Origin of the sequence: Kamptonema sp. PCC 6506 (assembly GCF_000180455.1) — a bacterium.
In the GTDB taxonomy this organism is placed as follows: Bacteria; Cyanobacteriota; Cyanobacteriia; order Cyanobacteriales; family Microcoleaceae; genus Kamptonema; species Kamptonema formosum.
Window position 1 is genome coordinate 1 of sequence record NZ_CACA01000334.1, and the last position, 25,284, is coordinate 25,284.

22 protein-coding genes are annotated in these 25,284 nt (G+C 41.8%); 4 read left to right on the plus strand and 18 right to left on the minus strand.

Going from position 1 to position 25,284, the window contains the following annotated elements; translation table 11 throughout:
* Positions 1-741: 741 nt before the first annotated feature.
* From OSCI_RS22260 to ftsH2, 4 genes are all read right to left on the minus strand, one after another.
* A complete protein-coding gene (locus OSCI_RS22260; RefSeq protein WP_007357414.1) occupies positions 742-2,055 on the minus strand; it encodes an aminopeptidase P N-terminal domain-containing protein in 1,314 nt (437 codons plus the stop codon).
* A gap of 236 nt (positions 2,056-2,291) precedes the next feature.
* Entirely contained in the window at positions 2,292-2,477 is a 186-nt protein-coding gene (locus tag OSCI_RS29215; protein ID WP_234708803.1) for a type II toxin-antitoxin system RelE/ParE family toxin, read from the minus strand.
* A gap of 39 nt (positions 2,478-2,516) precedes the next feature.
* Positions 2,517-2,792: a type II toxin-antitoxin system ParD family antitoxin gene (locus OSCI_RS22265; protein WP_007357415.1), complete on the minus strand. Its 276-nt coding sequence runs from the start codon at positions 2,790-2,792 to the stop codon at positions 2,517-2,519.
* A 138-nt stretch (positions 2,793-2,930) separates the two neighbouring features.
* Positions 2,931-4,817 carry an ATP-dependent zinc metalloprotease FtsH2 gene (gene ftsH2 / locus OSCI_RS22270; RefSeq protein ID WP_007357416.1) on the minus strand — a complete coding sequence of 629 codons (1,887 nt, stop codon included), beginning with the start codon at positions 4,815-4,817 and terminating at the stop codon, positions 2,931-2,933.
* A gap of 752 nt (positions 4,818-5,569) precedes the next feature.
* Between ftsH2 and OSCI_RS22280 the strand changes: the two genes are divergently transcribed.
* A complete protein-coding gene (locus OSCI_RS22280) occupies positions 5,570-6,667 on the plus strand; it encodes a ParM/StbA family protein (protein ID WP_007357418.1) in 1,098 nt (365 codons plus the stop codon).
* A 24-nt stretch (positions 6,668-6,691) separates the two neighbouring features.
* Positions 6,692-7,198, plus strand: a complete 507-nt coding sequence (locus OSCI_RS22285; RefSeq protein WP_007357419.1) for a hypothetical protein — start codon at positions 6,692-6,694, stop codon at positions 7,196-7,198.
* 189 nt (positions 7,199-7,387) lie between these two features.
* Here the strand turns inward: OSCI_RS22285 and OSCI_RS22290 are convergent, their stop codons facing one another.
* The 8 genes from OSCI_RS22290 to OSCI_RS22320 form a co-directional block, all read right to left on the minus strand.
* Positions 7,388-7,726, minus strand: coding sequence for a hypothetical protein (locus OSCI_RS22290; RefSeq protein WP_007357420.1), 339 nt, complete (start codon positions 7,724-7,726; stop codon positions 7,388-7,390).
* 138 nt (positions 7,727-7,864) lie between these two features.
* The gene (locus OSCI_RS22295) at positions 7,865-8,329 is read right to left on the minus strand and encodes an ArsC/Spx/MgsR family protein (RefSeq protein ID WP_007357421.1); all 465 of its coding nucleotides are present in this window, start codon (positions 8,327-8,329) and stop codon (positions 7,865-7,867) included.
* Positions 8,330-8,874: 545 nt separating this feature from the next.
* A complete protein-coding gene (locus OSCI_RS22300) occupies positions 8,875-9,087 on the minus strand; it encodes a DUF2949 domain-containing protein (protein WP_007357422.1) in 213 nt (70 codons plus the stop codon).
* Positions 9,088-9,133: 46 nt separating this feature from the next.
* Positions 9,134-9,304, minus strand: a complete 171-nt coding sequence (locus OSCI_RS30280; protein ID WP_019487485.1) for a hypothetical protein — start codon at positions 9,302-9,304, stop codon at positions 9,134-9,136.
* Positions 9,305-9,818: 514 nt separating this feature from the next.
* Positions 9,819-10,355: a DUF192 domain-containing protein gene (locus tag OSCI_RS22305; protein WP_007357423.1), complete on the minus strand. Its 537-nt coding sequence runs from the start codon at positions 10,353-10,355 to the stop codon at positions 9,819-9,821.
* 135 nt (positions 10,356-10,490) lie between these two features.
* Positions 10,491-11,186 carry a response regulator transcription factor NblR gene (gene nblR, locus OSCI_RS22310; RefSeq protein ID WP_026103770.1) on the minus strand — a complete coding sequence of 232 codons (696 nt, stop codon included), beginning with the start codon at positions 11,184-11,186 and terminating at the stop codon, positions 10,491-10,493.
* 102 nt (positions 11,187-11,288) lie between these two features.
* Positions 11,289-12,845, minus strand: coding sequence for a glycosyltransferase family 39 protein (locus OSCI_RS22315; protein WP_019487484.1), 1,557 nt, complete (start codon positions 12,843-12,845; stop codon positions 11,289-11,291).
* Positions 12,846-12,854: 9 nt separating this feature from the next.
* The gene (locus OSCI_RS22320; protein WP_007357426.1) at positions 12,855-14,468 is read right to left on the minus strand and encodes a glycosyltransferase family 39 protein; all 1,614 of its coding nucleotides are present in this window, start codon (positions 14,466-14,468) and stop codon (positions 12,855-12,857) included.
* 72 nt (positions 14,469-14,540) lie between these two features.
* On the opposite strand from OSCI_RS22320, the gene OSCI_RS22325 reads away from it, so the two are divergent.
* Entirely contained in the window at positions 14,541-17,522 is a 2,982-nt protein-coding gene (locus OSCI_RS22325) for a UPF0182 family protein (protein ID WP_007357427.1), read from the plus strand.
* A 113-nt stretch (positions 17,523-17,635) separates the two neighbouring features.
* On the opposite strand, the gene OSCI_RS22330 is transcribed toward OSCI_RS22325, so the two are convergent.
* The 6 genes from OSCI_RS22330 to OSCI_RS22355 form a co-directional block, all read right to left on the minus strand.
* On the minus strand, positions 17,636-19,477 hold the full coding sequence (locus OSCI_RS22330) for an alpha-amylase family glycosyl hydrolase (protein ID WP_007357428.1): 1,842 nt from the start codon (positions 19,475-19,477) through the stop codon (positions 17,636-17,638).
* Positions 19,478-19,862: 385 nt separating this feature from the next.
* Complete coding sequence (locus OSCI_RS22335; protein WP_234708804.1) at positions 19,863-21,125, minus strand: NADP-dependent oxidoreductase; 1,263 nt, start codon at positions 21,123-21,125, stop codon at positions 19,863-19,865.
* Positions 21,010-21,747: an SDR family oxidoreductase gene (locus OSCI_RS22340; protein ID WP_007357430.1), complete on the minus strand. Its 738-nt coding sequence runs from the start codon at positions 21,745-21,747 to the stop codon at positions 21,010-21,012. The genes OSCI_RS22335 and OSCI_RS22340 overlap by 116 nt, the downstream gene beginning before the upstream one ends.
* Before the next feature lie 274 nt (positions 21,748-22,021).
* Entirely contained in the window at positions 22,022-22,300 is a 279-nt protein-coding gene (locus tag OSCI_RS22345; RefSeq protein ID WP_007357431.1) for a DUF5335 family protein, read from the minus strand.
* A gap of 190 nt (positions 22,301-22,490) precedes the next feature.
* Positions 22,491-23,639 carry a hybrid sensor histidine kinase/response regulator gene (locus OSCI_RS22350; RefSeq protein WP_007357432.1) on the minus strand — a complete coding sequence of 383 codons (1,149 nt, stop codon included), beginning with the start codon at positions 23,637-23,639 and terminating at the stop codon, positions 22,491-22,493.
* Positions 23,640-23,827: 188 nt separating this feature from the next.
* Positions 23,828-24,193: a hypothetical protein gene (locus OSCI_RS22355; RefSeq protein WP_007357433.1), complete on the minus strand. Its 366-nt coding sequence runs from the start codon at positions 24,191-24,193 to the stop codon at positions 23,828-23,830.
* A gap of 296 nt (positions 24,194-24,489) precedes the next feature.
* Here OSCI_RS22355 and OSCI_RS22360 point away from each other — a divergent pair, with 296 nt between their 5' ends.
* Positions 24,490-25,020 carry an orange carotenoid protein N-terminal domain-containing protein gene (locus OSCI_RS22360; protein ID WP_007357434.1) on the plus strand — a complete coding sequence of 177 codons (531 nt, stop codon included), beginning with the start codon at positions 24,490-24,492 and terminating at the stop codon, positions 25,018-25,020.
* Positions 25,021-25,284: the final 264 nt, after the last annotated feature.

The window sequence follows — 25,284 nt, forward strand, 5'->3', positions numbered from 1 at the left end:
TTGTTGATTTTCTAAGTCCATAGAATACCTCACAAATTAAGTAGAAGAAAGCTAGTCAAAAAAACAAGTGCATCTCAATACCCCAGAAGTTAAAACAACTTTTACCCACAATTTTTGTGGGTATATGGAGTTATGCAACAGATATATTTGCTGCTTTTGAGATGCACCTAATATATTGACTATGACTAGAGGTAAAAAAAGTTAGTTCCCAAATAAAGTAAATTTTTTTATAAAGTTTCCTGATTTAGTATTTGCGTAAATTCACGTAAAAACTATAGCTCAAAGTTAATGCAACTCTTTCGCGCTAGATTTGGTTAAATGGGGAGGTAGAAAAGAAAAAGTTTTCAAAAGTATTTTTGCAGTAGCAATGGTTATATCCCTAGTTTATCAGCATTGATATTGCGAATTCTGGCAGGAAAAGAGGAAATTTGGCTTGTTACCTTTGCGTATTACTACGAGTTTTGGTATCACAATGATTGCTAGCCTAAGTAAAAACCGCAAGTATATGTAAAGTTCTGAATTTACTCGCTTTTAAAGCTGATTGGAAAATTTTTTATAAATGTGGGAACACATAAAATTGCAAATTTTGCATCTAACTTTAGGATTAAATAAATGCAACTACATAAAAAAGCCAATTTCTGTATTCCCCTCTCATCGGAACATTTTTAAAGGGGGTAGAAATCGGATTTTAAATCTGATGGGTTAATTCCAAATCAGTAAAAGTGACTATTTAGATAATCATTACCATTCTAATGATTCTACAGATTTAGGTACTGCGGCTGTCAAAACTTGATGACCATCTACTGTTACTAACACATCGTCTTCTATACGGATGCCAATTCCGCGCCATTTTCGATCGACTTCTGGTTGTCCTTCTACTGGTTTTATTTCTGGAGAGATATAAATTCCCGGTTCGACTGTCAAAACTTGTCCTGGTTGCAAAAGTTGGGGATTTTCGCCGTACTGATAAACGCCGACATCGTGAACATCTAACCCTAACCAATGTCCAGTCCGGTGCATATAAAATGGCTTGTATTTCTCTTCTTTAATTATCTCTTCAATGTCACCACACAGGAGGCCTAAATCCATTAAACCTTGTACTAGAACTCGCACAGCATTTTCGTGAACTTTGCTGTAAGGATTTCCGGGTTTAACTTCGGCAATTGCTTGTAATTGTGCCTCTAAAACTAATTCGTAAATTGTCTTTTGTTCGGGAGTAAATTTGCCACCTATGGGAAATGTGCGGGTAATGTCGGCGTTATAGTAGTCGTAAGCGCAACCTGCATCAATTAGTAATAAGTCTCCCTCTTGAAGTTGACGATTATTTTCAATATAGTGGAGAATACAAGAGTTACGACCTGATGCAACAATTGAAGGGTAAGCAGGGCCATTTCCACCCCGCAGGCGAAAGATATGCTCGATTTCTGCTTGGATTTCATACTCGTAACGCCCCGGTTTTGCGAATTGCATTGCGTGATTGTGAGCTTCAACTGAAATATCAGCGGCTTTCCGCATTAATGCTAATTCAGTTTCGCTTTTAACGAGGCGCATTGGGTGTAAAATTATGTTAGAATCTTCAATGGCTGTTGGGCCTGTACCACGTTTTGGATAGGTTGCCATTAAGCGCTGCCAGTGTTTGAGGAGAGTTTCGTTGAAAACTCGATCGCGTCCTAAATGATAGTAAATTCGCTCTGCTTTTTCTAAATATTGAGGTAGTTTTTCATCCAACTCATTAATCGGATAAGCTTCATCTGCACCGTAGATTTCTTTTGCGCCTTCTACGCCAGCGCGATAGCCATGCCAAGTTTCTTTTTCGGGGTCTTTTGGCTGGACAAATAGTACAAATTTGTGTTCTTCGTGGTGGGGTGCAAATACTGCTACAGCGGAGGCCTCATTGAAACCAGTTAAGTATAAAAAATCGCTATCTTGGCGATAGGCATATTCGACATCATTGTGCATTACTGCCATTGGGGCACTGCGAAATACTGCGGTTCCGCTGCCAATTTTAGCCATGAACTGTTCGCGCCGTTGCCGATACTCTGCTGGATTTATCATTTGTCGTGTGTAATCTAATTTGATGGTCGATACTTTGCGAAATTTGTAGATTTAGTTGTCGCTGTTTGGCGAAAAAATAGGCTCAAAGTCGCGATAACCACTCAAGATACGAGCAACATTAATTCCCGCTTCTGTGGGATAGTAGAAAATGATATATAGCTAGGGGCTAGGGGCTAGGGACTAGGGGCTAGGGGAAGAAGGGAATAGAATCTATAGTGGCAGGAAATCAGAACGTCCTAAGCGACTGGGCGGTTGCTATAATCATCAACTATAAAACCACGCAAGTTGGGTGATATATACTCGTAACTTTTTCCCATATTGGGAAAATTTGCCACAAGTTTACATTTCTGCCTTAGTGTATCAAAAAAGCGGCTAGCGGCATTATAATTTTTTTTTAGTGAATAGGTAATCGCAAATTTCATTTATATCTTGGATTGCATCATCTGTAAAATTGTAGCTACTCATGTTTCTGGCTGAGCCTCAGAAAGCAGGCGAATTTTTTCCTGGATTCTGGCAAAAACTATTTCGCCGTCCGTTAGTTGTCCTTTGGTTATTTGTTCAGTTGCACTTGCTATTTTCTGTTGTAATTCTTCCAGTCGCTGTTCAACCGAATTACGGTAGCTTTCTTGAAGCAGTTGCAATGCCTGTGCAATTACTTCATCAGCAGAAGAATAGCCACCGCTTTTTATTTGTAAATCAATAAACTTTTCCTGTTCAGGTGTAAGACTAATGTTCATAGAATTAGCTGTTTTTTACTAGAAATCCTATACAGGATTTACGCCCAAAAAGACTAGAAACTAGAAACCGGGTTTCTGGCTAGATATCTCGCAGAGAATCTGAGATTTTTCTAAGAAACCCGGTTTCTTTATCCGCCCCTATAACTGAGGCACATACTCCTCTTTTTCAGGCACAAAAGTGTACTCAGCAACAATTTGGCGGAACTCTTCACCGTCGATTGTTTCTTTCTCGATCAACAGGTCAACTAAACGGTCAATGACTGTGCGATTTTCGCGGATAATTCGGCGAGCTTCGTTATAGCAATGATCGACTATTGACCGGACTTGACCATCAATGCGAGAGGCGATTTCTTCAGAATACTCCGATCGCGCTGTGTAGTCCCGACCCAAAAAGATTTCACTCTGTTGTGCTTCCAGAGACATCGGCCCTAAATCGGACATCCCAAAGCGAGTTACCATTTGCCGGGCCATTCCCGTTACCTGCTGCAAATCGTTACCTGCACCAGTAGTAACTTCAGCATCGCCGAAAACTACTTCTTCGGCGGCGCGACCACCTAAAGCGCCCATAATCCGGGCGAGAATTTGCGATCGCGAAATCAATCCTTGGTCTTCACTTGGCATAAACCAAGTCAAACCCCGTGCTTGTCCGCGAGGAACTAAAGTCACCTTCTGTACGGGATCGTGAGCTTTAATAATCGTACCCACGATCGCGTGGCCAATTTCGTGATAAGCGATTAAACGCTTGCTCTTGCTATCAACCAAAGGAGTACCTTCCATACCCGCCACAACGCGGTCTACAGCGTCATCAACCTCCAACATCGTAATCGCATCCTTACGACGACGAGCGGTTAAAATCGCTGCTTCATTGAGCAAATTCGCCAAATCAGCACCAGTAAAGCCAGGAGTACGGCGGGCGATCGCATCCAAAGAAATATCCGCACCCAGTTTCTTATTTCGAGCGTGAACCTCTAAGATTTCTAAGCGACCCTTAATATCCGGCGTATCCACCGACACCTGGCGATCGAACCGACCCGGACGCAGCAAAGCAGAGTCAAGTACATCAGGGCGGTTAGTAGCCGCAATGATAATAATCCCAGTATTGCCCTCAAAACCGTCCATTTCCGTCAGCAATTGGTTGAGAGTCTGTTCCCGTTCATCGTTACCGCCACCAATACCTGCACCCCGCTGACGGCCTACAGCATCGATTTCATCAATAAAGATAATACAAGGAGCATTTTCCTTAGCCTTCTTAAACAAGTCCCGAACGCGGGAAGCACCAACACCGACAAACATCTCCACAAATTCCGAACCAGAGATGCTGAAGAAAGGAACACCCGCTTCACCTGCGATCGCCTTTGCCAGCAAAGTTTTACCAGTTCCGGGAGGGCCGACAAGCAACACACCTTTAGGAATCTTCGCGCCAATAGCAGTAAATCGTTCCGGCTTTTTCAGAAATGTCACCACTTCTTCAAGTTCTTCTTTCGCTTCTTCAACTCCAGCCACATCACCGAAGACAACACCCGTTTTAGCCTCCATTTGGAAACGAGCCTTCGATTTCCCGAAATTCATCGCTTGACCAGGCCCACCGGGGACATTATTGCTGCGGCGGAAGAGAAAAAACAAACCTGCGATCAACAGAATCGGGAAAACTAAGTTTCCTACTAAGCTCCAGAGTGCGCCGTCATTGCGTGTAGGGTGAGTATCAAAAGCAATATTGGCATCCCTGAGTTGAGAAATCAATTCAGGAGCATTTGCTGGCAAATCTACCCGCCACCGCTGCGCGTGATTATCCAATTCTGGATCGATCGCCTCCACAATAGCCGTGCGACCCCCTTCATAGAGGTCAACGCTAGTTACTCTACTGGCGTTAAGGTACTCCAAGAATCTGCCATAGCTCATCCGGGTACTAGCAGTATTCTTGCTCATATCTGTGGGGGAAGCAGCAAAGGCCCCTTGCCACAGGAAAAATCCGATGACTAAAGCTGGTAAAGTCCAAAGTAGTGCAGTTTTCCACGTTATTTTCATAAAAAAGCTCGGTAAGTGCGAAACTCAGAGTCTTTAGACCTGAGAAGGAAACGACGCGGGTGGTTTTAACCACCGTGAATCTTCGTATCCATTACCGCCTTGGAATTGCTTAGCTTGGTGTACTTTTGTAATGTACTTTCGATGGGACAATTACCATCTCAAACCTCGCAATCCTGTACGCATAATGGTTGCCTTTGTTAGGCCTCCCTTGCGGGGTAATGTTAGCTTCGCCAATGTTATAAGGGCTTGTTAGGCTTGCAACACTGTTCCAGTGACTTTAGAACTGTTTAATTGCAAACGACAGAGCAGGGAACTAGCTTCGGATTCCGGGGTGTCGTGACCCAAATAACGTAGTCGTTAAGACTTAGGCTGGTCAGAATAGCTTGCTTTGAGACTTGCTCTTACAAGCTCAGTGGCTTTAGCCCTGAGTTACTGACAAATGCAATTAGCTCTAAGAGTGGATAAATCAGATAAAAGCGCAGCGCTGGGGAAGTGCAGCGGAGCTTAACACTCAGAATCTTAACTAAATTTAACTTAACAATAGGTTTTAGAGCAAGCGGGGGAATAGAGGAGCGGGGGGCGGGGGAGCTCTTGAGTGAGGGATCGCAGGAGAATTGGAGATCCGATGCTCAATTGAAAGCCGATCTGGGTAAAGTTATAAGAATCGCCACAAAACTTGCTGCTTTTAACTCTGGCAGTGTCAAGGGATAAGGCATGATAATGGTGAGGCTCAGTGAGGTAACACATTTATAATGACAACAACTAGACAGCTTGTTCCCAATCCAGCTATGCTCGCCAGACAGGTAGCTGATTCGACTAAAAACATTCTCAGCGCTGACTTGGGCCGGACAGCCACTAAAGCTTGTGTGAGCCGCAATCCGAATGGCGTGGTTTTCATCCCGTCTAATGTTGCCAAGGAGTCAGTTGAGAAGGTACGGGGCGGTAGTTTTGAATCTAAGGCTACAGACCCCCTATTGGATATGTGGCTAGAGTACCAGGGCAACGGGTACGCGATCGGTCAACTAGCTGCCGACTTTGGCGCTCATCTTGGCACCGCTGACCAATCGAAGGTAGTAGATGCACTGGTCAAGGTTTTTTCCTGTGTTGGATACTTTCAGATGAAGGGCGAGTTGGCTGTTGTGCTGGGTCTGCCTTTCTATTCCCAGGAGCAGTTTGAGAAGGAAAAGGAACAGATTATCAGCCAACTAAAGGCTCCCCATGTTCTGGTTTATCGAGGAAATCGCGTTGAGATTGACATTCGCCAAGTTTGGGTAATGCCCGAAGGGTTTGGCAGTTTGATCTGGTGCGAAGCTCAAGACAATAAGGAATTTTCGCCGGAGTTGCCGGAGTTGTCGGTAGCTGTTGTGGATATTGGACACCAAACTACTGATTTTCTGATGGTAGACCGTTTCCGTTTTGCGCGGGCCGTTTCCAAGAGCGATTCTTTGGCAATGAACAAGTTCTACGAACAAGTTACTGAACAAGTGATTGCCAAGACTGGAGGTAAGGCAGACCCTCAATCTCTGTCGCTGTTGGAATCTGTTCACAAAGAAGAGGGTAAGCGCTTCTACAGGCCAAGAGGCTCGAATAAGCAGATTAATTTAGATGAAATTCTGCCTACGCTGCGTAAAAGTTTTGCTACTGAGCTCTCTGAGCGGTTGATGGAATGGCTGCCAGAGCGGGTAACTGATGTTGTTTTCACTGGTGGCGGTGGTGAATTTTTCTGGGAAGTTCTCAAACCACTGGTTGAAGAGGCTAATCTTAAGGCTCACTTGGCTAAGCCGACGCGCGAAGCTAATGCTTTGGGACAGTATATCTATGCAGAGGCCCAGCTAGCTACATTGAAATAAGTAACAGAATAAGGCTTGAACCCTATGGCACTCTGGGCAAAAAATAAGGGGAATTTCTCGGTCGCATTTACGGAGGATGCTGCGGATCAAACTTTGTTGGCGGCTATCGAAAAAGAGTTAGTCCTGACTCAGTACCAAACTTTCAGCAATCTCTGCAAGCAGGCTTTGTGGCAGTTTTTATCTGTTTCTGAGTCTGCTGGGCCTACTCCTAGTTTTCAGCGGTTGGAACAGCGGATTGCTGAACTTCAGCTCAAGTTTGCTGAGTTTGAGCTCAATGTTTCTGCTGAGGAAATTAGCCGTGTGGAGGGGTTGGAACGCCACCTGACTAAACTTAGCGAACAGCTAGAACAGTTGCAGGCAAGTGTCAATACTAAGTTTGCCCAAGTTGCTATGGCGGTAGAGCCTAGACGGGTAGAGCCTGAACCGGAGGAGCATTTTGCTGTAGAGCCGGATGCTGAGGTTGAGGCTCTACGTCGGGAGCCTGACCCTTTATTAGATCGCTTGAGTTCTTTGTTACCCCAAGATTTCTAGTAGGGAAATGGTGTTGGGTGCATTTGTTTTTTGGGTTGTTATTGGTTAGATTATGCTAGCTTTTTGCAACTGATTTCTAGTAACTGATATTGGCGATCGCTTTTTGAAAAAAAGAGCGATCGCTTTATTTTTAGTTGGCGAGTTCAACAGGCTGGAAGAAGAAGTTATAAGGTTTTAGTTGTTCCCGACTCATGCACCAATTTCAACTTCAAAGTAAAAATTTTTCTTGTCTTTAGGAAGCACCTCAATTCTGCTGGGACGAGTCACGCGCGATAAATAATCGCTGATACCTTTAATGTTGCTAACAAGATGCCAGTATGTTTCAGCATTAGGACAGGTAATTGTCAATGTTGGTACATCCAGAGTTTCTATTGACCACTCACACTGACTTAAGAGGGTCTGGGTGATGCGATCGCAACCTGCATAGAAATAGTAACTCACGGCTTCCTCAAGCTGTGACTGCAAGATTCGATCTAGAGATGTTGGAATAGGAGCAAGATCGTCAGGGGGAAATATGGACGTTTTCATAAAAAAATCCTCAATAAATGGGAAAGAGAATAATAGGGGCTAGGGGCTACGATGCTCAGGGCTAGGGAAGAGAATAATAAGGGGCGCTTAGGCTAGGATGCTCAGGGAGGACTAATGATTGAGGTAGAGAGTGCATAATTAGCATTCGGCAACCTTACAAGCAATAGAATGGGGCTGATGGCTATTAGGACAAGTTTGTAAATCTTCCTGAATCAATCGATCTCGAACAATTTGCCCAGAGGCATCTGCGGCTTCTAAACTAATCCAGCTAGCAATTTTATCTTGCTCAAAACCTACTTCCCGGCGATCGCCAACTTGCATAAGCGGACGACGAATCAACAGAGGGTCATTAATCATCAGATTCAAAGCCTTTTCTGTATTCAATTCGTCGGGAAGTATCTCCCCTGATTTAATTCGAGGTGCGGTATAATTAAACCATTCTACAACTGGTAAATCCCCAAAAAATGGGCGTAGAGTTTCTATTGTCCAGGCGGTAGTCAGCAAATTATGAGCTTCAATGGTATGTCCTGCTGCTTGCAACAAAGCTTTTTGCTTTGTGTTATTTTTGCATCCTGGTTTTTCGTAGAAAATAACAGTAGCCATTTGATTTCCTCCTTAATCAAGTTTACAAAGTATTACGCACCTGTTGGGCATAGCAAGTCAAGCTAGTTAGCTTGACTTGCTCTAGTACGATTGTTTAGGTTTTGGAGATCGACTCATGGATTCCAAAAGACCTGAAGGAGACTACAGTAACCCTAATCTTTCTCACTTACAAACTATATTGGTATCACACTGGATTATGAATTAGCATTTAGCAATTAAGGATGTACTCGTAAACTGTAGCCTGCTTACAGTCAAGTTCTCAAATTATTTTTAGGTAAGGGTACGAGTATTTTACGTTTATTTATTTGGACTACTTATAGAACTAAAATATACAGGACTTACGCAGCCAACCAAAGAAACCGGGGTTTTTTACGAAAATACTTCGCCTGCACCCACAGATGCTCTCAATAACCGGGTTTCTGGAGCCATGAGCGTAAGTCCTGATATAGTTAGCCATTAGCTATTAGCCATTAGCCATTAGCCATTAGCCATTAGCTATTAGCCATTACAGTAGATAGCAGGTTGATAAAGTACAGACCAAAATATTAAGCTCTTGCTAGCCAATCAAAGATTTTATCTAACTGTTCTAGTGTCACCAAACCGTACTGCCAGAGAACCATTGGCAGAGAGTGAGGATCTTGCTCGTTATTCCTACACTGAGGGCTACCAGCGCGTTCGGCGACAGCAATAGAAGCAGGAGAAATAGCTAAATCTTCTTGTAAAAAACGAATTAATCGAGTATATGTAGCGGGTGCCATCGTGACTTACATCTCCCTGTGTTAGACACCATTGTGTGAAATCGACCTAATATGTTTGAGTGTGGATTGGACAGTTTTTATTTTGTCTATCAACTGCTGAAACATTTGCTAAGCTTTTGGCTAAGGTTGAAGCCGTTTTGCGATCGCGATTGCAGCAAGAACGAAGATAATTTTTGCTTTCTAAACCCACTAAAATAGGTTCAGCGATTAACTTCATCTGCTAAGCTACAGAATCCGTAAAATTTTACGTATTAGGACTTAAGTATTTATAGATACCAGAATCTCCTTAAAAAGGAGGCTTTTCAGATTCTCCTGTTAAAAAATGGGAAAATTTGAAATTTTCCATTTTTAAGAGGTATTTTGAGGTATCTCTGCGTAAATCCTGACCTATTTAGTAGAACGACTGTTCCACTCAAACCCCAACCTGCTAACTTAACCAAACTTTGCTCCATCGCTCCTACTTCAGACAAATTTAGCCGTAGCAGAAGAAAATTCGGGGCTTTTGCTTAGAATTGTTGTTGCTCGCTCCGCTAACCGTCGGTTGCAAAATGCACCTGAAGTTAGCACTGGACTGTTGACTCGTCTCTCACACCTATGAAAAAACCAACTTTTGAGGAAAACAAGCTTACCGTTATCAAGGCTAGGATTGATAGATTAGCAAATTTTTTGGCTTTTGCCTAGACTTGAAGATTAAAATTCCAACAATTTTGATAACTTTTTGTAAAGAAATTTTAAGGGGTGGGCTTGGTGGGGGAATTAGAGCCCAAAAACTGGATAGCAATGCGATCGCCGACTTTAACGCCGAGTTCAGCAGCGCGACCCCCCCGAAGTTCAATCACGCGATCGACAGAGGTTGTGGAATCATAGGTGGGACAGGGTTCAGCAGTACAGGGAGGCGAATTACGGGCGATCGCTCTTACCACCCCATCTCGTAGGAAAATCATATCCAGCGATATCTTGCAATTTTTCATCCAAAAAGCAACTCGTCGCGGCGGATTAAATGAGAACAGCATCCCGCGATCGTCGGCTAAAGAAGTCCTGTACATTAGACCCATAGCCTGCTCTTCAGGAGTGTTAGTTACTTCCAGGTTAATCATAGAACCAGCTATATTAGCCTTGGCAGTAATTGGGAGCATTTGACCCAAATTTGTCTCCTGTGGAGTTGGAGACGTGGAACTTTTCGCCAGGGTACTCGAAGCATCTACGGACGAACAAGAGATTAATAATAAGCTGAAACCCAGAGCAAGCAATTCGATCGGATATTTCATATAAATTAGTTAGTTGTTAGTTGTTAATTCAAGACCTACGCTTTACTTACGTAATGCCCCATATTGGCTATATTCTTACCCCAAGATGGCGGCGTTACGGATACTTTCTTAGTGGTGGCTAAAACCACTAAGAAATTAAGATTCTCGAAGAACGTAGCCCACACCACGTACAGTTTGAATCAAACGTTTTTCTCCTTCATCTTCAATTTTCAGACGTAAATAGCGAATATAAACTTCAATTACATTTGACTCGCCCAAAAAATCGTAACCCCAAACGTTTTCCAGAATTTGTTCGCGAGTCAGCACTTCGCGAGAATGTTCCATTAAATATTTAAGTAACTCATATTCCTTCATTGTCAAGTCGATGCCCCGACCATTACGAAAAGCTCGCCTTGTAGACAAATCTAACACCAACTCACCAAACCTTAATTCTTCAACTTCAGTTGTATCAGGCTGCAAATAAAGACGTACTAACTGCAAAAATTCTTCCGTTCGATAAGGCTTAAGAAAATAGTCATCAGCTCCACATTCTAAACACGCCACCCGATCTTCAACCGTATCACGAGCCATTAACAAAAGTACGGGGACTCTATTACCAGTATTTCTAAGATGGTTACACAGAGTCAGTCCAGCTTCTCCCGGCAGCATCCGATCGATTACAATCAAAGCAGGTTGGAGCTCAGCGGCCAGATGTTGACCACCAGCGATATCCGTCGCCACCACAGGCTCATAGCCAGATGATTTCAAGTCTAGACTGACCTGCTGAGCTAGAGCTTCGTCCGTTTCAACCAATAGGACACAGGGATTGCGGTCAAGGGTGAGTGCTCTCATCGGAATTGCGCGGTGTAGACTATCAGTTATAGTAGCACGTTTAAAGCCATTAGGTGCAAAGAATAGAGACATAATACTTAATAATTAATTCCACCATCTTTACTAAGATACATTTACTTCTACTAATTTAATTTTTTCAACCCCATCCAGAGTTTCGATCGATTTTAGCTCGCGTACCGTTGCTCCTTTACCCAGGATTTCTTTAAGCTCATTTGGTTGAATTATAAATAAGCATTGACCGCTCAAAATTTGGGTTTGTGAAATCGAACTTATTTGATATTTACCAATGGAATAGCCTGTGGTTACATCGGGTTCAATGGGCGCTTTTTGGTGTTCTGTGGGAGGATATTTGGTATAAAATAAAATATAAATATTTGGTCGCCAAAACTTGTCGCTGACTATAGTGCAATTGTAGGAGCTTGTTTCCGCGAAATTAATAGCTTCCTTCATGCCATATTGCCAATTTTTAGAAGTGTTAGCAATAATGTACTGAGAATAATTAAAGTAAAAATTTAAAAATGCTGTGAAACTGGCAGTTACGATGGCAATTGCTATCCACTTAAAATAGTTTTTTCTCTCAGAACTCACTAAACTGCTAATCTGAAAAAGACCGTAACCTGAGAGAATCGAAAATAGGGGTACACCTACAATTGCACGAATAGCATGAGCGGAATCTATTACCGCTGCTGGCATGGGATAGAGAAATAGCCATAGTAAAAGGATACTCCGCTCTTTAGTTTTAGTTTTAGATAAAAAGTAAATTCCGGCTAAAACAGTTGCCAATTCAAAAAGATAAAGTTCTCCCACTCCTACTCCCGAAACGCTGCGGCGAGGGTTGGGATCTCCATTAATAAAAAGAAATCCGGGATCGAAATAAGAGAGGTAGTTTTTAATAATACTGAAAAGATTTGTTTGCATCCCTGTCGTTGTTGCTCTTGCCATGCCTTCTGGAGTTATCCAAAACATAAACATGGGAATAAAAATCACCATAAAGATTGAAAAGGCTATCAAAGTTTGTCGCCGATGATTCCAGAAATGTCGCCAGAAGATAATTGTTAACATCAACATGAAAGGTGGCACAAAACCTCTAGCGGAAGAGTAAGTGTAAAGACTTAAGCCGAAAATTAAAGCGCTTAGAGGTAAATAGTTAGGTTTCTTAAAACTTTTGATGAATAGTAGGACTGCTAAGCTAAAGAGAAAAGGAAGTAATATAGCTCTGAAAGCCAATCTACTGAAAAAGATATGCCAGGGACTAATAGCAAATAATAAAGCAGATAAAAGAGCTATTTTTTTATTGTTAAAACATTCTTGAGTTAAGTAGTAAACCAGGGGGACTGTGAGAGTGCCAACGAGTGCTGAAGGTAATCTAATTGCAAACTCATTGAGACCGAAAAGTTTGACTATAGGAATAGTGAGAAATATATATAAAGTTTCGCGATAATCGCTTAAAGCTTTGGTGAAAAAAGGCAGGAAGACACCGTAGCGATCGCGCATTGTTTCCATGATAGAATAAGTATCATAGCCATTAGAAGCTTCATCTACAGAAAAGGATATGGGTGCTGTTCCTAGAAAGGCTATTCTCAGTAAAGCTGCTAGTATTATAATAATTAGCAACAAGCTTTTATTTATATGGGATTTAAAGGCATTTTTTTTTGTCATGTTCTTTATTTACTTTCTCTTAAAAATTTTTATTTCTGGGTTGATTTTATCAATATTTGAATAGATATACATTTTATCCAAATCCCGATAGCTTAACTCTTGCCGATCGAAAAGATTCCACTTAGGCTGAGATTGATATTTCAATACTAACTTGTAGTCGATCTCTTTGTTTAAATTATCAAAAAATGCGTATTCTGGGGCGTTTTTTTCAAACCTACGAATATCATAGCCACTGCTGACAATAACATATTCTGGTTTTTTGGTCGATAAAAGCTCTAGTGAAGGAGCATCTACATCTTCAGAGCGAAAATTATCTAATCTGGGTGAATATTTGTTACCACCAGTATTTACAATTAAAGCATTTTTATCTATGTTTTGCTGCATCCATTGTTCGACGTAGTATCTTGAGTCTTGCATCATCAAAATATTAACCGAAAATCCATAGGCAAATGTATAAACAAATAGAGTAGTAACTAATATAGCTTTAGCCTTAAATAAGGTTTTTTCAGGATTTAAAAATTCTCCTAAAAATTTACCACCGTACAAAGCTAAAATTATTGCTAAGGGCATTAAGTAGCGAACATTATTATACCATACCACACAGACATAAAATAGGTAGTATGATATTGTAGGCACTAATAGAGAGGCTAATAAATAATTATTTTTGAGGCGATATAATATACTCGTAAACCCTAACAAGCACATAATATAAGTTGGCCACCCCAGAGAAAACCTGAGATGAGTTAGAGTCTGGCGAAACATTTGTAATTGACCGATAATACTTTGCTCGTATCTAGGACGAATACTCCCTCCACCTGCGGTGATTAACTTGACGTGCTTTAAAAAACCTGGCAGGTTGAAGATGATATTATGTAATAATAAAAAGGCTCCAATACCTACAGCAAGAGACAAAATAATTCTTTTGTCCTTCAAAGAATCCTTAAGGGTAAGCTCTGGATTATCCTGCTTCTGATAGCGATGATGTTCGACAATAATAAATATAGGAGTGAGCAGATAAAAGGCATAAGCTTGGTCTTTAGTACAAACAGCGATAGTAGCAGTTAGAGCAAATAAAAGATAATCTTTAAGGCGGTGATGTTTTAATAATTTTAGATAAAATAGTAAAGATAGCATTACCCACAAAAGATAGGGGACTTCTAAGTTGATTGTTTTAGAATAATAGATTAAGGGAACGCTTAAGGCGGTAATCAGGACAGCAAAAAAAGAAGACTTTCGATCGTAAATTTCTAGACCACACAAATAGATAATCAGTAGAAGAGCAGAACCCATGAACACAGTCAGAAATCGACCTATGTAGAAAAGAAAGGTGTAAGCTGGCAAACTGTAAATATCAATAATATTTAACTTGTGTAATAACCAAACTGGGGAGTAAAGTACAGCTAAAATATAAAAGTGAACAGGAGGATATTTATAATGCCAACCATTGGAGAAACCTTTCTCCATACCTTCTAGCACTCGCAAAGGTATGAGCTCATCAGCAGCCCAGCCGCTAAAACTTGGCAAGCCCCACCAGATGCCGCAAGTGTTGAGGCAAAAGCTGAAAAGTAATAGTATAATCAGGGCGATCGCGATTTGATTGTTTGATTTGACCCACAACCTCAAGTTAAACCTTCCTCTCTAGAAAATCGGCAATAAATTAGTAAAATTATCATATAACTGATTCCGTCAAAATTAATGACTTTCAACAAACTAATTTTCAAAGCTATTTTATTCTCAATCGGACTTTGGCTAGTTTTTGAGTTCGTATCCTATATCGTGGCAGAAGTCCTCTGGTTTGAGGAAGTTGGCTATCTGCCAGTATTTTGGCGTAGAGTAATAACGGAATGGGTCTTATTCGCTTTTACTTTAGCTGTCACCTCTAGCTTTTGGCTAGGGAATTTAGCTTTAGCAAATCGGCTCAAATACCCTTCAAATCAAGATAGAGAGAGAGAAATAAACAGGAAAAGCTTAACCCGTCGTAATTTAACAAATACCTCCTTATTAAGTAATAACAAAAAATCCCCAAAAAAAATTAAATTGACTTGGCTAATATTGTCAGCATTCGGATTGAGCTTATTAATAAGTTTGCTTATAGTTTACTACGGAAAAATTGCTGTAAGATTTTGGAATATAGATATCAGCTTGGCCAATACTTTACTTCCCTTGCCAATTGAATTTAGAATTGATTCATTGGGAGAAATGGCAAGGCAACTATTGTTTAATTGGTGGCAGTTAGGAGTATTGCTAGCATTGAGTATTCTTTTCACTATCTCCCCTCAATTTTGGCTGAACGCTTTAGCTTTATTAATGAGTTTAGGCTTGGCTTTAATTGCCTCTAACCACTGGGCCAAAGTATTGCAATATTTACAACCTACCACCTTTAAAATTACTGAACCACTTTTTAACCTCGATCTTAGCTTTTACGTCTTTACCCTACCAATTTTACAACTTATTGCATTTGAGACTACAGCGTTATTTTTGTATGGATTACTATCTTGCACTCTCCTCTATTTGCTGTCAGGAAATAGTCTAAGTGATGGAATTTTTCATGGCTTTTCTATACAACAACAGCGCCACCTGTACGGCCTGGGAGGAGCTGTAATGCTTGTGATAGCATTTCGTTATTGGTTAGCTCGTTACGAGTTACTTTATTCTCAACAGAGCGTTACCTATGGCGCAAGTTATACTGACGTGACAGTGCAGCTTCCTGGCTATACACTTTTGAGTATATTAGCAATAATTACCAGTATTTTCTTGTTTTTTCAATGTGTAAAATTTAAACATACAAATAAGAATTTAAAATTTATGCTCTTAGGCTTTTTAATTGTCAACTTTACCATAACTTTAGTGGGGCCAGAAGTTGTACAAAGACTTGGAGTTCAACCCAATGAACTAGCACGAGAGCAGTTATATATCAAGCGAAGTATAGACTTTACACAACAGGCATTCGACTTAAAAAGACTAGAAGTAAAAACTTTCGTTCCTGAAAGTAAACTTACCTACGCCGATCTCGAAAAAAATCAGCTTACTATTAAGAATATTCGCCTCTGGGATAAGCGTCCGCTGTTGCAAACAAATAGGCAATTGCAACAAATTCGCCCCTACTATAAATTTGCTGATGCTGATATCGATCGTTACACAGTTAAGAAAGATGAAGAAGGAAAAGAAAACGCTGAAAGGCAACAAGTAATCATCTCGGCGCGGGAGTTAGACTACGAAACAGTGCCCCAACAAGCTCAGACTTGGCTGAACGAAAATTTAGTTTATACTCACGGTTATGGGTTTACTCTTTCTCCTGTAAATACAGTTGCTACAGGCGGGTTGCCCAACTATTTTGTCAAGGACATTGGCGTTGAGAATACAACTGGTAATAAGAGCACTTTAGGAGTAACTAGCGAAGAGATTAGAGCAAGTATTCCCATTGATAAACCCCGAATTTATTATGGTGAAATTAGCAATACAGATGTGATAGCACCAACGAAAGTTAAGGAGCTTGACTATCCGAGCGGAGATGAAAATGTTTATAATAATTATGATGGTAGCGGTGGCATACCGATTGCTTCTATGTGGCGGAGATTGCTATTTGCTAAATATTTGAATAATTGGCAAATGGCACTAACTGGTAACTTTACTCCCAAAACTAAGGTATTGTTCCGTCGGAATATTAAAGAGCGAGTACGTGCAATTGCACCTTTCCTTCGCTACGATATTGACCCATATTTAGTAGTAGCAAATGCTACTACTCCTATTCAAAATAAGGAAGAAATAAAATCCGAAACTTCTCAGGCAAACAACTATCTATACTGGATTATAGACGCATATACTGTCAGCGATCGCTACCCCTATTCAGACCCAGGTAAAAATCAATTTAATTACATCCGTAACTCTGTAAAAGTAGTAATTGATGCTTACAATGGCGCAGTAAAATTTTATGTAGCCAACCCATCTGACCCAATTATTAATAGCTGGATTGCCATTTTTCCGGGACTTTTCACAAGCCTCGATCGAATGCCTGCGTCCCTCCGCAGTCACATCCGCTACCCCCTAGATTTATTCAGCATTCAATCTGAACGTTTGCTCACTTATCACATGGAAGACCCCCAAGTATTTTACAATCGCGAAGATTTATGGCGGGTTCCTAACGAAATTTATGGTAGCGAACAACAGCCTGTGCAGCCTTACTATTTGATTATGAAACTGCCAACGGAAACGTCAGAAGAGTTTGTTCTGTTGCTTCCTTTTACACCTGCAAGTCGGAATAACTTAATTGCTTGGTTGGCTGCTCGTTCTGATGGAGACAATTACGGTAAACTATTGCTTTACCAATTTCCTAAGCAGAGATTGGTCTACGGCCCCGAACAAATTGAAGCTTTGATTAATCAAGAACCAGCTATTTCTGAGCAGATTTCTCTCTGGAATCGCCAAGGTTCTAAGGCAGTTCAAGGTAATTTATTGGTAATTCCAATTGATGAATCTTTACTCTATGTTGAACCGATATATTTAGAAGCTACAGAAAACAGTTTGCCAACTTTAGTCAGGGTAATTGTTGCTTATGAAAACCGGATCGTCATGGCAGAAACTCTTGATGAAGCACTGAAGGCCGTTTTCCTAAGTAAACCTGTCAGCAAACCTGCGATCGTTCGTCCTGTGCAGGAAACGAGTCCAGCCTTACAGTAAATAGAAGGCAGAAGGCAGGAGGCAGGAGGTCGATTTTCTGAAGTTAACTCAACAATTTTACTTTTAATTTAGTAGGCTTGGGTAAAGCTAGTGCTTTACCCAATTTACATTACCTACATTACCCGCTCATAAATCACAAATCCAGCAGCCGGAACTGTAACTAAAAAGCATTTAACACCTTTTTCCTCTACTGTTATTGTATTACCGATCTGTGCCTTATCAGTTGAGTAAATACATTGAAAGCGATCGCCAACTTTATGCAAGTTATAATCGATATTTACCCAGGCAGTTAGCGGCTGATTGTAGTCCGTATTTATTGCCAAAACTATTTCATCTTTATCTAACAATCGCGACCAAGGAACGACGGAGCGAATCTCATTTCCTAGCATTCGAGGTAAACCAAAATCTACACCATTTCCCGAAATAGGACGTAAATATTGGCGACCCCGCCGCAGAGTAATTTTTTGTTGCCTGATTTCCAGTATTTTTGCTAATTCCTGATAGACTTGATTCTCTTCATTGAAAAAGTGTCGATCTCGGCTTGTAAATGAGCCAAATTCTCCGCCAAACATAGCTTCTCGGATGTAGCGATCGCTATCTCCGCCACCATTAAAACACTGTTCGCTCCCATAGTAAATACAAGGAATACCTAAAGTCATCGCATTGAAAGCTAGAGCATTTAGTACAACCTTTTCGCCATTTTCTCCACCACAAAAACGACTTTTACTATTTCCTTTCTCTACTTGGTCGTGGTCATCAAACATAGTAACAACTTTGTTTCTAAACCAAACATGAGAACCTTTATTAATTAAAAGTGAATTGCGAAACAAGGAGAAATACGTACTTGGATCGCGGTATCCTTTGACTAGATATGCTAGCTTATCTGGAATTTCACTAATACCTAAAGCTGCGTCTAGACCAGTTTCATCTAGAGTCGAATATGCGTTTTGACGACCTCCAGTAATTTCACCAATTAAGTAAAAATTTTCTTTGCCAAGCAGTTGAGAAAATTCGTGAATAGCTTCAGTAAAGTAGCGAGTAGCACCTCGATCCATGTGCTTGACTGTATCGACGCGGAAGCCGTCTATATCTGCATAAGCAATCCAAAATTTATAAACTTCGCACAGGTTAATAAGGCCTACTGAAGGCTCATAAAAATCCGTACTTCCTTGACCAGTACGAATATCTTTTAAGCTAAAAAAATCACCTTCTATGTATTCAGGATAATTATCCCAATTCCTGATGTAACCTTTTTGCGTAAAATTAGATGGATCTTGGAATTCAGCCGGCCAAATTGCTCCATCTGGCCACGCTTCTGGATTTTTTTGTAAATTAACTGGCCCAAAAGGAATCGTTGGTTTCCCTTGTTTATCATGAAACCCTTTTACGGGATAAGGGCCGGGCCAATAGGGGTCAGAAGTCTCGTAACTAAAAATATCGCCAGCATGGTTTAAAATAATGTCTAAAATAACATAAATTCCATGCTGGTGAGCGGTTTCGACCAGTGTTTTTAAATCTTCGCGAGTGCCAAAATTGGGATCGACATCCAGAAAGTTTTGAATGCCATAACCGTGATAGCTTTCGTAAAAAGAAACCTGCTTGAAAATCGGACTTACCCACAAAGCTGTTACTCCCAAGCGTTTTAAATAGCCTATTTTACTCGTGAGTCCCTTAAGATTTCCACCAACCCATTTAACCCCCGCTTCCCGCCAACGCTGAGCATCTTCTGGAGTTTTGATAGCATTGCCGGCATCTTTATCAGTGAAAATGGGAGTTTTGCCTGTTTTAACGATGTTCCCCTGATTATCTTTATATTCATTTTCTTGACCATCGGAGAAGCGGTCTAGCATCAAAAAGTAAAGTATTTGGTCTTCCCATGCTACCGGAGAGGGGAAAAATTGGCGATTAGCACGCAAAGCTCCTAAATCTAATTCCGCTAAGGTTTTTTCTACCACAGTATGCACTTCTCCTATGTGAATAGCAATTCAATTTGACATTGGTACTATAGCAACCGCCAAGGCGGTTAGGGACTAGAAGAAGAAGGGGCTAGGGGCTAGGGGCTAGGGGCTAGGGGATGAAGATAAGAAGGGAAGAAGGGAAGAGAATAAGCGGGTTTCTGTAATTTAGAATGTTTTAACTAAGTAAATCCACCTAATTAAACATAAGATCGGGATGGCTAAAAAGCTGACTGTATAAACTTTCTTCCTTCTCTCCTAGATAACTAAATCCTTCTTCCTTCTTCCTTCTTCCTTCTACTTACCTTGGCGGTTGCTATCTAAGCAATCTAGGGTATCAAATTGCCCAAATAATGAACCAACTGCCCGCTCACTTAGTGGATAACTAATTCAATTTTACCACCATTTTACCTACATTTTTGCCTTCAAAAAGACCGATGAATGCACTCACCGCTCGCTCGATTCCTGCCACCACTGTTTCCTGGTTTTTCAATTTCCCAGCCTGAAAATAGCCGCCGACTTCCTGTTCAAATTCTCCCCGACGATCGAACCAATCGCTAACAATTAGCCCTTTCATCGTCAACCGCTTGGTAATCATATTAAATAGATTGGAAGGGCCCGGCTGGGGTTTTTCATCGTTATAACTGGAGATGCTGCCACAAGCGATAATCCGACCGTGTACGCGCAATGCTGAAAGCGCCGCTTCCAGGGTTTCGCCTCCGACGTTATCGAAATAGACATCAATTCCGTCCGGTGCTGCTTGCTTTAGTTGTTCGAGAACAGGGCCGGCTTTGTAATCGAAGGCGCTATCAAATCCGCATTCTTCCCGTAGAAATTTGATTTTTTCCATTGACCCGGCTGACCCGATGACATGGCATCCGCGCAATTTTGCCAGTTGTCCCGCGATATTTCCCACCGCGCCTGCGGCTCCTGAAACAAAAATAACATCGCCGGCTTTGACTTCTACCAAATTCAATCCCACCCAAGCAGTCATACCCGTCATACCCAGGGCACCAAGGTAAACCGATAAGGGTTGAATGTCGCGGTTGACCTGATGTAAATGTTTTGGTGCAGCTATGAAGTATTCCCGCCAGCCATAGTTGGAAGTGACAATATCGCCTGGCTTGAATTCTTGGGAACGCGACTCGATGACCTCGCCGACTGCGCCGCCTTCGAGTGCTTTTCCTAACTCGAAGGATGGAACATAGGATTTCCCCTCGTTCATGCGACCGCGCATATAGGGATCGACGGACATATAGAGATTGCGAACGAGGATTTGCCTATCTTGAAGCGGTTTTAGTTCTGTTTGCGCGATCGCAAAGTTATCTGGGGTGGGAATCCCCTTGGGACGGGAGACTAGCTGAATCTCGCGGCTGACGATCTCTGTCATAATTTTCTCCTTATTAAACATAAAATCAGGATGGCTAAAAAGCTGACTGTATAAACTTTCTTCCTTCTCTCCTAGATAACTAAATCCTTCTTCCTTCTTCCTTCTACTTAACTGTTTTTTGCTTTGCGATCGCCCCCTTAATCTACAGTTCTTGACGGGTTGGACGGATGATGATTTCATTGACATCAACATCACTGGGCTGTTCAATGGCGTAGGCGATCGCGCGGGCAATGGCATCTGCATCAATGGCGATCGCATAAAGAGCCTTCATTTTCGCTGCTGTATCTAGATCGCTAATCGTGGTCGTCAATTCAGTAGCAACGGCTCCTGGTGAGATATTCGTCGAACGGATTTCACCGTTTGACTCTAGCCGCAACCCTTCAGAGATCGCTCGTACTGCGTACTTAGTAGCACAGTAGACTGCTGACCCCGGAAACACTTTATGTCCGGCCACAGACGATACGTTAATGATGTGACCAGATTTTTGCTGACGCATAATCGGCAACACGGCAGCAATCCCATAGAGAACGCCCTTGATGTTGACATCGATCGTCCGATCCCATTCTTCAACCTTTACTTGGTCGAGGGGAGAGAGTGGCATCAAGCCAGCATTATTGATTAGCACGTCGATCCGGCCGTAGGTACTCAAAGTTTCCTTTGCTAAGGCTTCCACCTGGGCGCAATCTGTGACATCTGTTACCCGGTAGGTTGCAGTTCCTCCCGATTGGGCGATCGCCTCAACCAATTCTTTGAGCCGATCTTCGCGGCGGGCAGCTAGCATTAGTTTGGCTCCATTAGCACCAAGTCGCTGTGCTGTCGCCTCACCTAATCCACTGCTGGCTCCGGTGATAATTACTACTTTGTTTTGAATTTCAGACATATTGACTGCTGAGGATTATTGATTGTAGGTGATGAAAGATTGGGTGCTTAAATAAGCTGAACCCAGTAAGTTTTTACGCATTTATAGCAACCGCCAAGACGGTGAGGACGCTCTGAATAACTCAAACCCCGATTCTATTCCCCTCTTCCCTCTTGCCCTAGCAAGAGAGTCCCTACCCCTTAGTCCCTAGCTATATTATTCAAGTAGCTTGTAGCTTAATCAATGTTTGTGTCCCAGCAGCGTCACTAATCCGAATAGCTACGATCGCGCCGTTTTATTCCTGTCCGGTTAAAATTTCAGTTGGTGAATCGATCGTGTGAGCATAAGTCACCTCATCTTTACCCACTTCAATCACCAAATCATCCCCTTTGCCAGGGCGATCGTAAACCATCGCCATCAAAGGTGCATTCTTGATCAATTCTGCATTACCGAGTTCTGAATTGATGACTTCGATGGAAATATGCCGTCCGCGATTACCATCTGAAAACTGATCGAAAAATTCACCCCATCGCTCGCGCGGCACAGATTTGTTTATGTCAATTTTATTTGTCATGACGACTCCTTGTGAAAAAATCTTAAAAAGAGATTTGTCAATAGTGTTATCAGGTTTGTCACTGCTTTAATAGCATGACGTGCGTTAGCAGGCATAAAAATAAAGAGTGCCGATTCTAGGAAAAGCTCTTTACCTTCCAGTGTCAAGACTCCTTCTCCTTTTTATTAAAAAGAAATCCGATTGCCTTAACCTAAAATTGCGAAGGCAAGCGGACAGTAAATAAACTTCCCTTCCCTAATTCAGACTTAACCTCGATCGCGCCGTGATGAGCTTCGGCAATTTGCCGGCACAGGTGTAAACCTAAGCCAGTACCAGAACGTTTATGAGTTCCGGGCCCGAACCTTTCAAATAACTTTGCTTTTTCCTCTGGAGAGATACCGGGCCCGGTATCTTGGATCTCGACCGCTAATGATGAAACGGCTTTGTTCCAGCTATTAGTAAAAATCGGGTTTTTTATTACCCGCACGCAGATGTCAATATTACCAGCATCGGTGAATTTGATCGCATTACCGATTAAGTTAGTAAACAGGCGGTATAATTCCAGGCGATCGCCTCGGAATTTACTAATTTCAGAGCTATCGGCATCAAGGACTGATTCTAATTTCAGAGCCAGATTTTTAGCATCTGCTAGGGGAGCTAATTCTTCTGTCACCTCAGAAAGTAATTGTTGCAAGTCAACGCTGCTGAAGCTCAAAGTTTTACGACCCGCTTCGTAGCGATAAACTTCCAGCAGCATATTCACCATTTTAAGTAAGTTTTGGTTGCTGCGAACCATCGTCCCCAAAGCCTCTTGCATGGGAGCCGATATTTGCCCCAAAGCACCCTGCTGCATTAAACTTAGCATCCGATCTGCTGCTACCAGAGGTGTTCGTAAGTCGTGGGCGAGGCGGGAGACGAAATCTTCCCGTTGCAGGGCGATTAAGTCTCGTTCGTCAACGCTGTGCTTAAGCCGCAACAGCGATCGCACTCTTGCCAGTAGTTCGTCCATCTCAACAGGTTTGCGGATGAAATCATCTGCTCCCGTATCTAAACCCTGCACTACACTGGGTTGATCGTGAGCTGTAATCAACAAGATGGGGATAAAAGGCAGCTTTTCATTCTGACGGATGCGCTGAGTCACCTCATAACCGTCCATTCCCGGCATCATCACGTCCAGTAGCACGAGATCGGGAGGAGACTGCTCGATCTGAGCTAAGGCCGAAAAGCCGTTTTCGGCGCTGCTAATTTCATATCCCTCATCTTCAAGTATGGTTTGCACCAATAACACATTATCTGGAGCATCATCAACTACAAGGATGCGATCGGCTTTAGCAGAGTTTGGAATCGGCAAAGATTTCATTGAATCGCTTGGCTGGCAAGATATACGAAGCATAATACTGTTTTCGGTTTAGTTTTATCATATTTCTCTTCTTACTGCCTCTTTCGTGAGGAAGATATAGTTGCACCATTTAGACATAAAAGCCGCGTCAAGTAACGCGACTTAATTCAAGTTGCTATCTGCTAGCCCTGTTTTTTGACATCGGGTTACTATCCTGGTGTCCCTTTATCAAGAGCTTTTTGCAAAAGTTCGTCGCTGACTGCTCCTACTTCTCCCGCTTCCGGGTTCATTTCTTTAGCCATTGAGAGAAATTCGTCGCGGTTGCCACTCCCTTGGGTTTTCACTTCTGTATTTTTAGGAGCAGAAACGTTAAATTTAGGAGACGTAGCAGTTTCTGCTGCTCGAGAGCCAGCACCCGTGCGGTCAACTTCGCTGACACTGAATTCTTTGGAAGCTTCGTAGTCTGCTGATACGTCAACCTGCGGTACTTTCTTTTCCCCTGATTCCACATCCTCAGCTATCTGCTGAGCGTCAAAACTTTGAGAATTTGTTAATTCAGTGGTCGCCTCAGACATTGGGCACTCCTTACTTTTAGTTAAGATTTTTGTATTCAATGTATCGAGTATGACTGAAATAAATACAATTTTAACTCTGCCTGTAGATGTATTATTTTCTTCTATCTAAAGGTCGATTTAATTTGGGAATTAATGCTGAGCATCTCCGCCTAAATTAGTCAGAATGCTTAGCATATAAGGCTTAATTTTTTAGTTTAATGTTTTAATTTTTAATTACTTATTACCTCTGGAGGCAGGTGACTCTAGCTCTCGAATCTTGATATTAATAAGCTGGAAGAATTTACCAAGGAAAAAACATGAAATCAACAACCAACGTTGACAGCACTCATACTCTCTCAGGAAACACTCAAGAAGTTATTGAGGCAATTAACACTTTGAGTACAGATGATAAACTGGCACTGCTTTACTTTATTTATGAAAAGATGGGCGGTTCAATTACACCAGCAGCTCCAGCAGCAGCAGAACCAGAACTAGCACCACTGCTGCTAGATAACTTCTATGGGCTATCACAGGAGGAGCAGTTAAATGTGATGCGGGCTATTGCCAACGGCGAGGATACAGAATATTCTCGCGCTTACGGTGCTCTTACTGCTAATAATAAGTTGTTGGTGTGGTATGCTTGGGCTGTGGGTATGGGCGATAATGTTGTGGATTTGCCGAAGGGTTATGAAGCCACTCAAGTTGTTAATAATGCTTTGAGTAAGGTGGAAGGTCTTGATTTTGAGCAGCAAATTTCTGTGCTGCGGGATGTTGCTGATACTATGGGTTACAGCGATGTCAAACCAATTGCTACTCAGGCTGAAGTTGGAAAAACTGCAAGTCTCTAGTATTGTTAACTGTTAACTGTTAACTGTTAACTGTTAATTGTTAATTGTTAATTGTTAACTGTTAACTGAGAGGAGTCAGAAACCGGGTTTTTTAGGAAAATAGTTTGTTGATGTTCAGAAATTTGGTAAAAAACCCGGTTTCTTGGGTCAGTAGAATAGCTTAAGCCTTTTTCTCTGACCAAAATGACAAAAGAGTGATTATAGCAACATTCTTGGCAGTTAAGACATTTTGAGTTCCACCAAACTCGCTGATTCTCTTCCTTC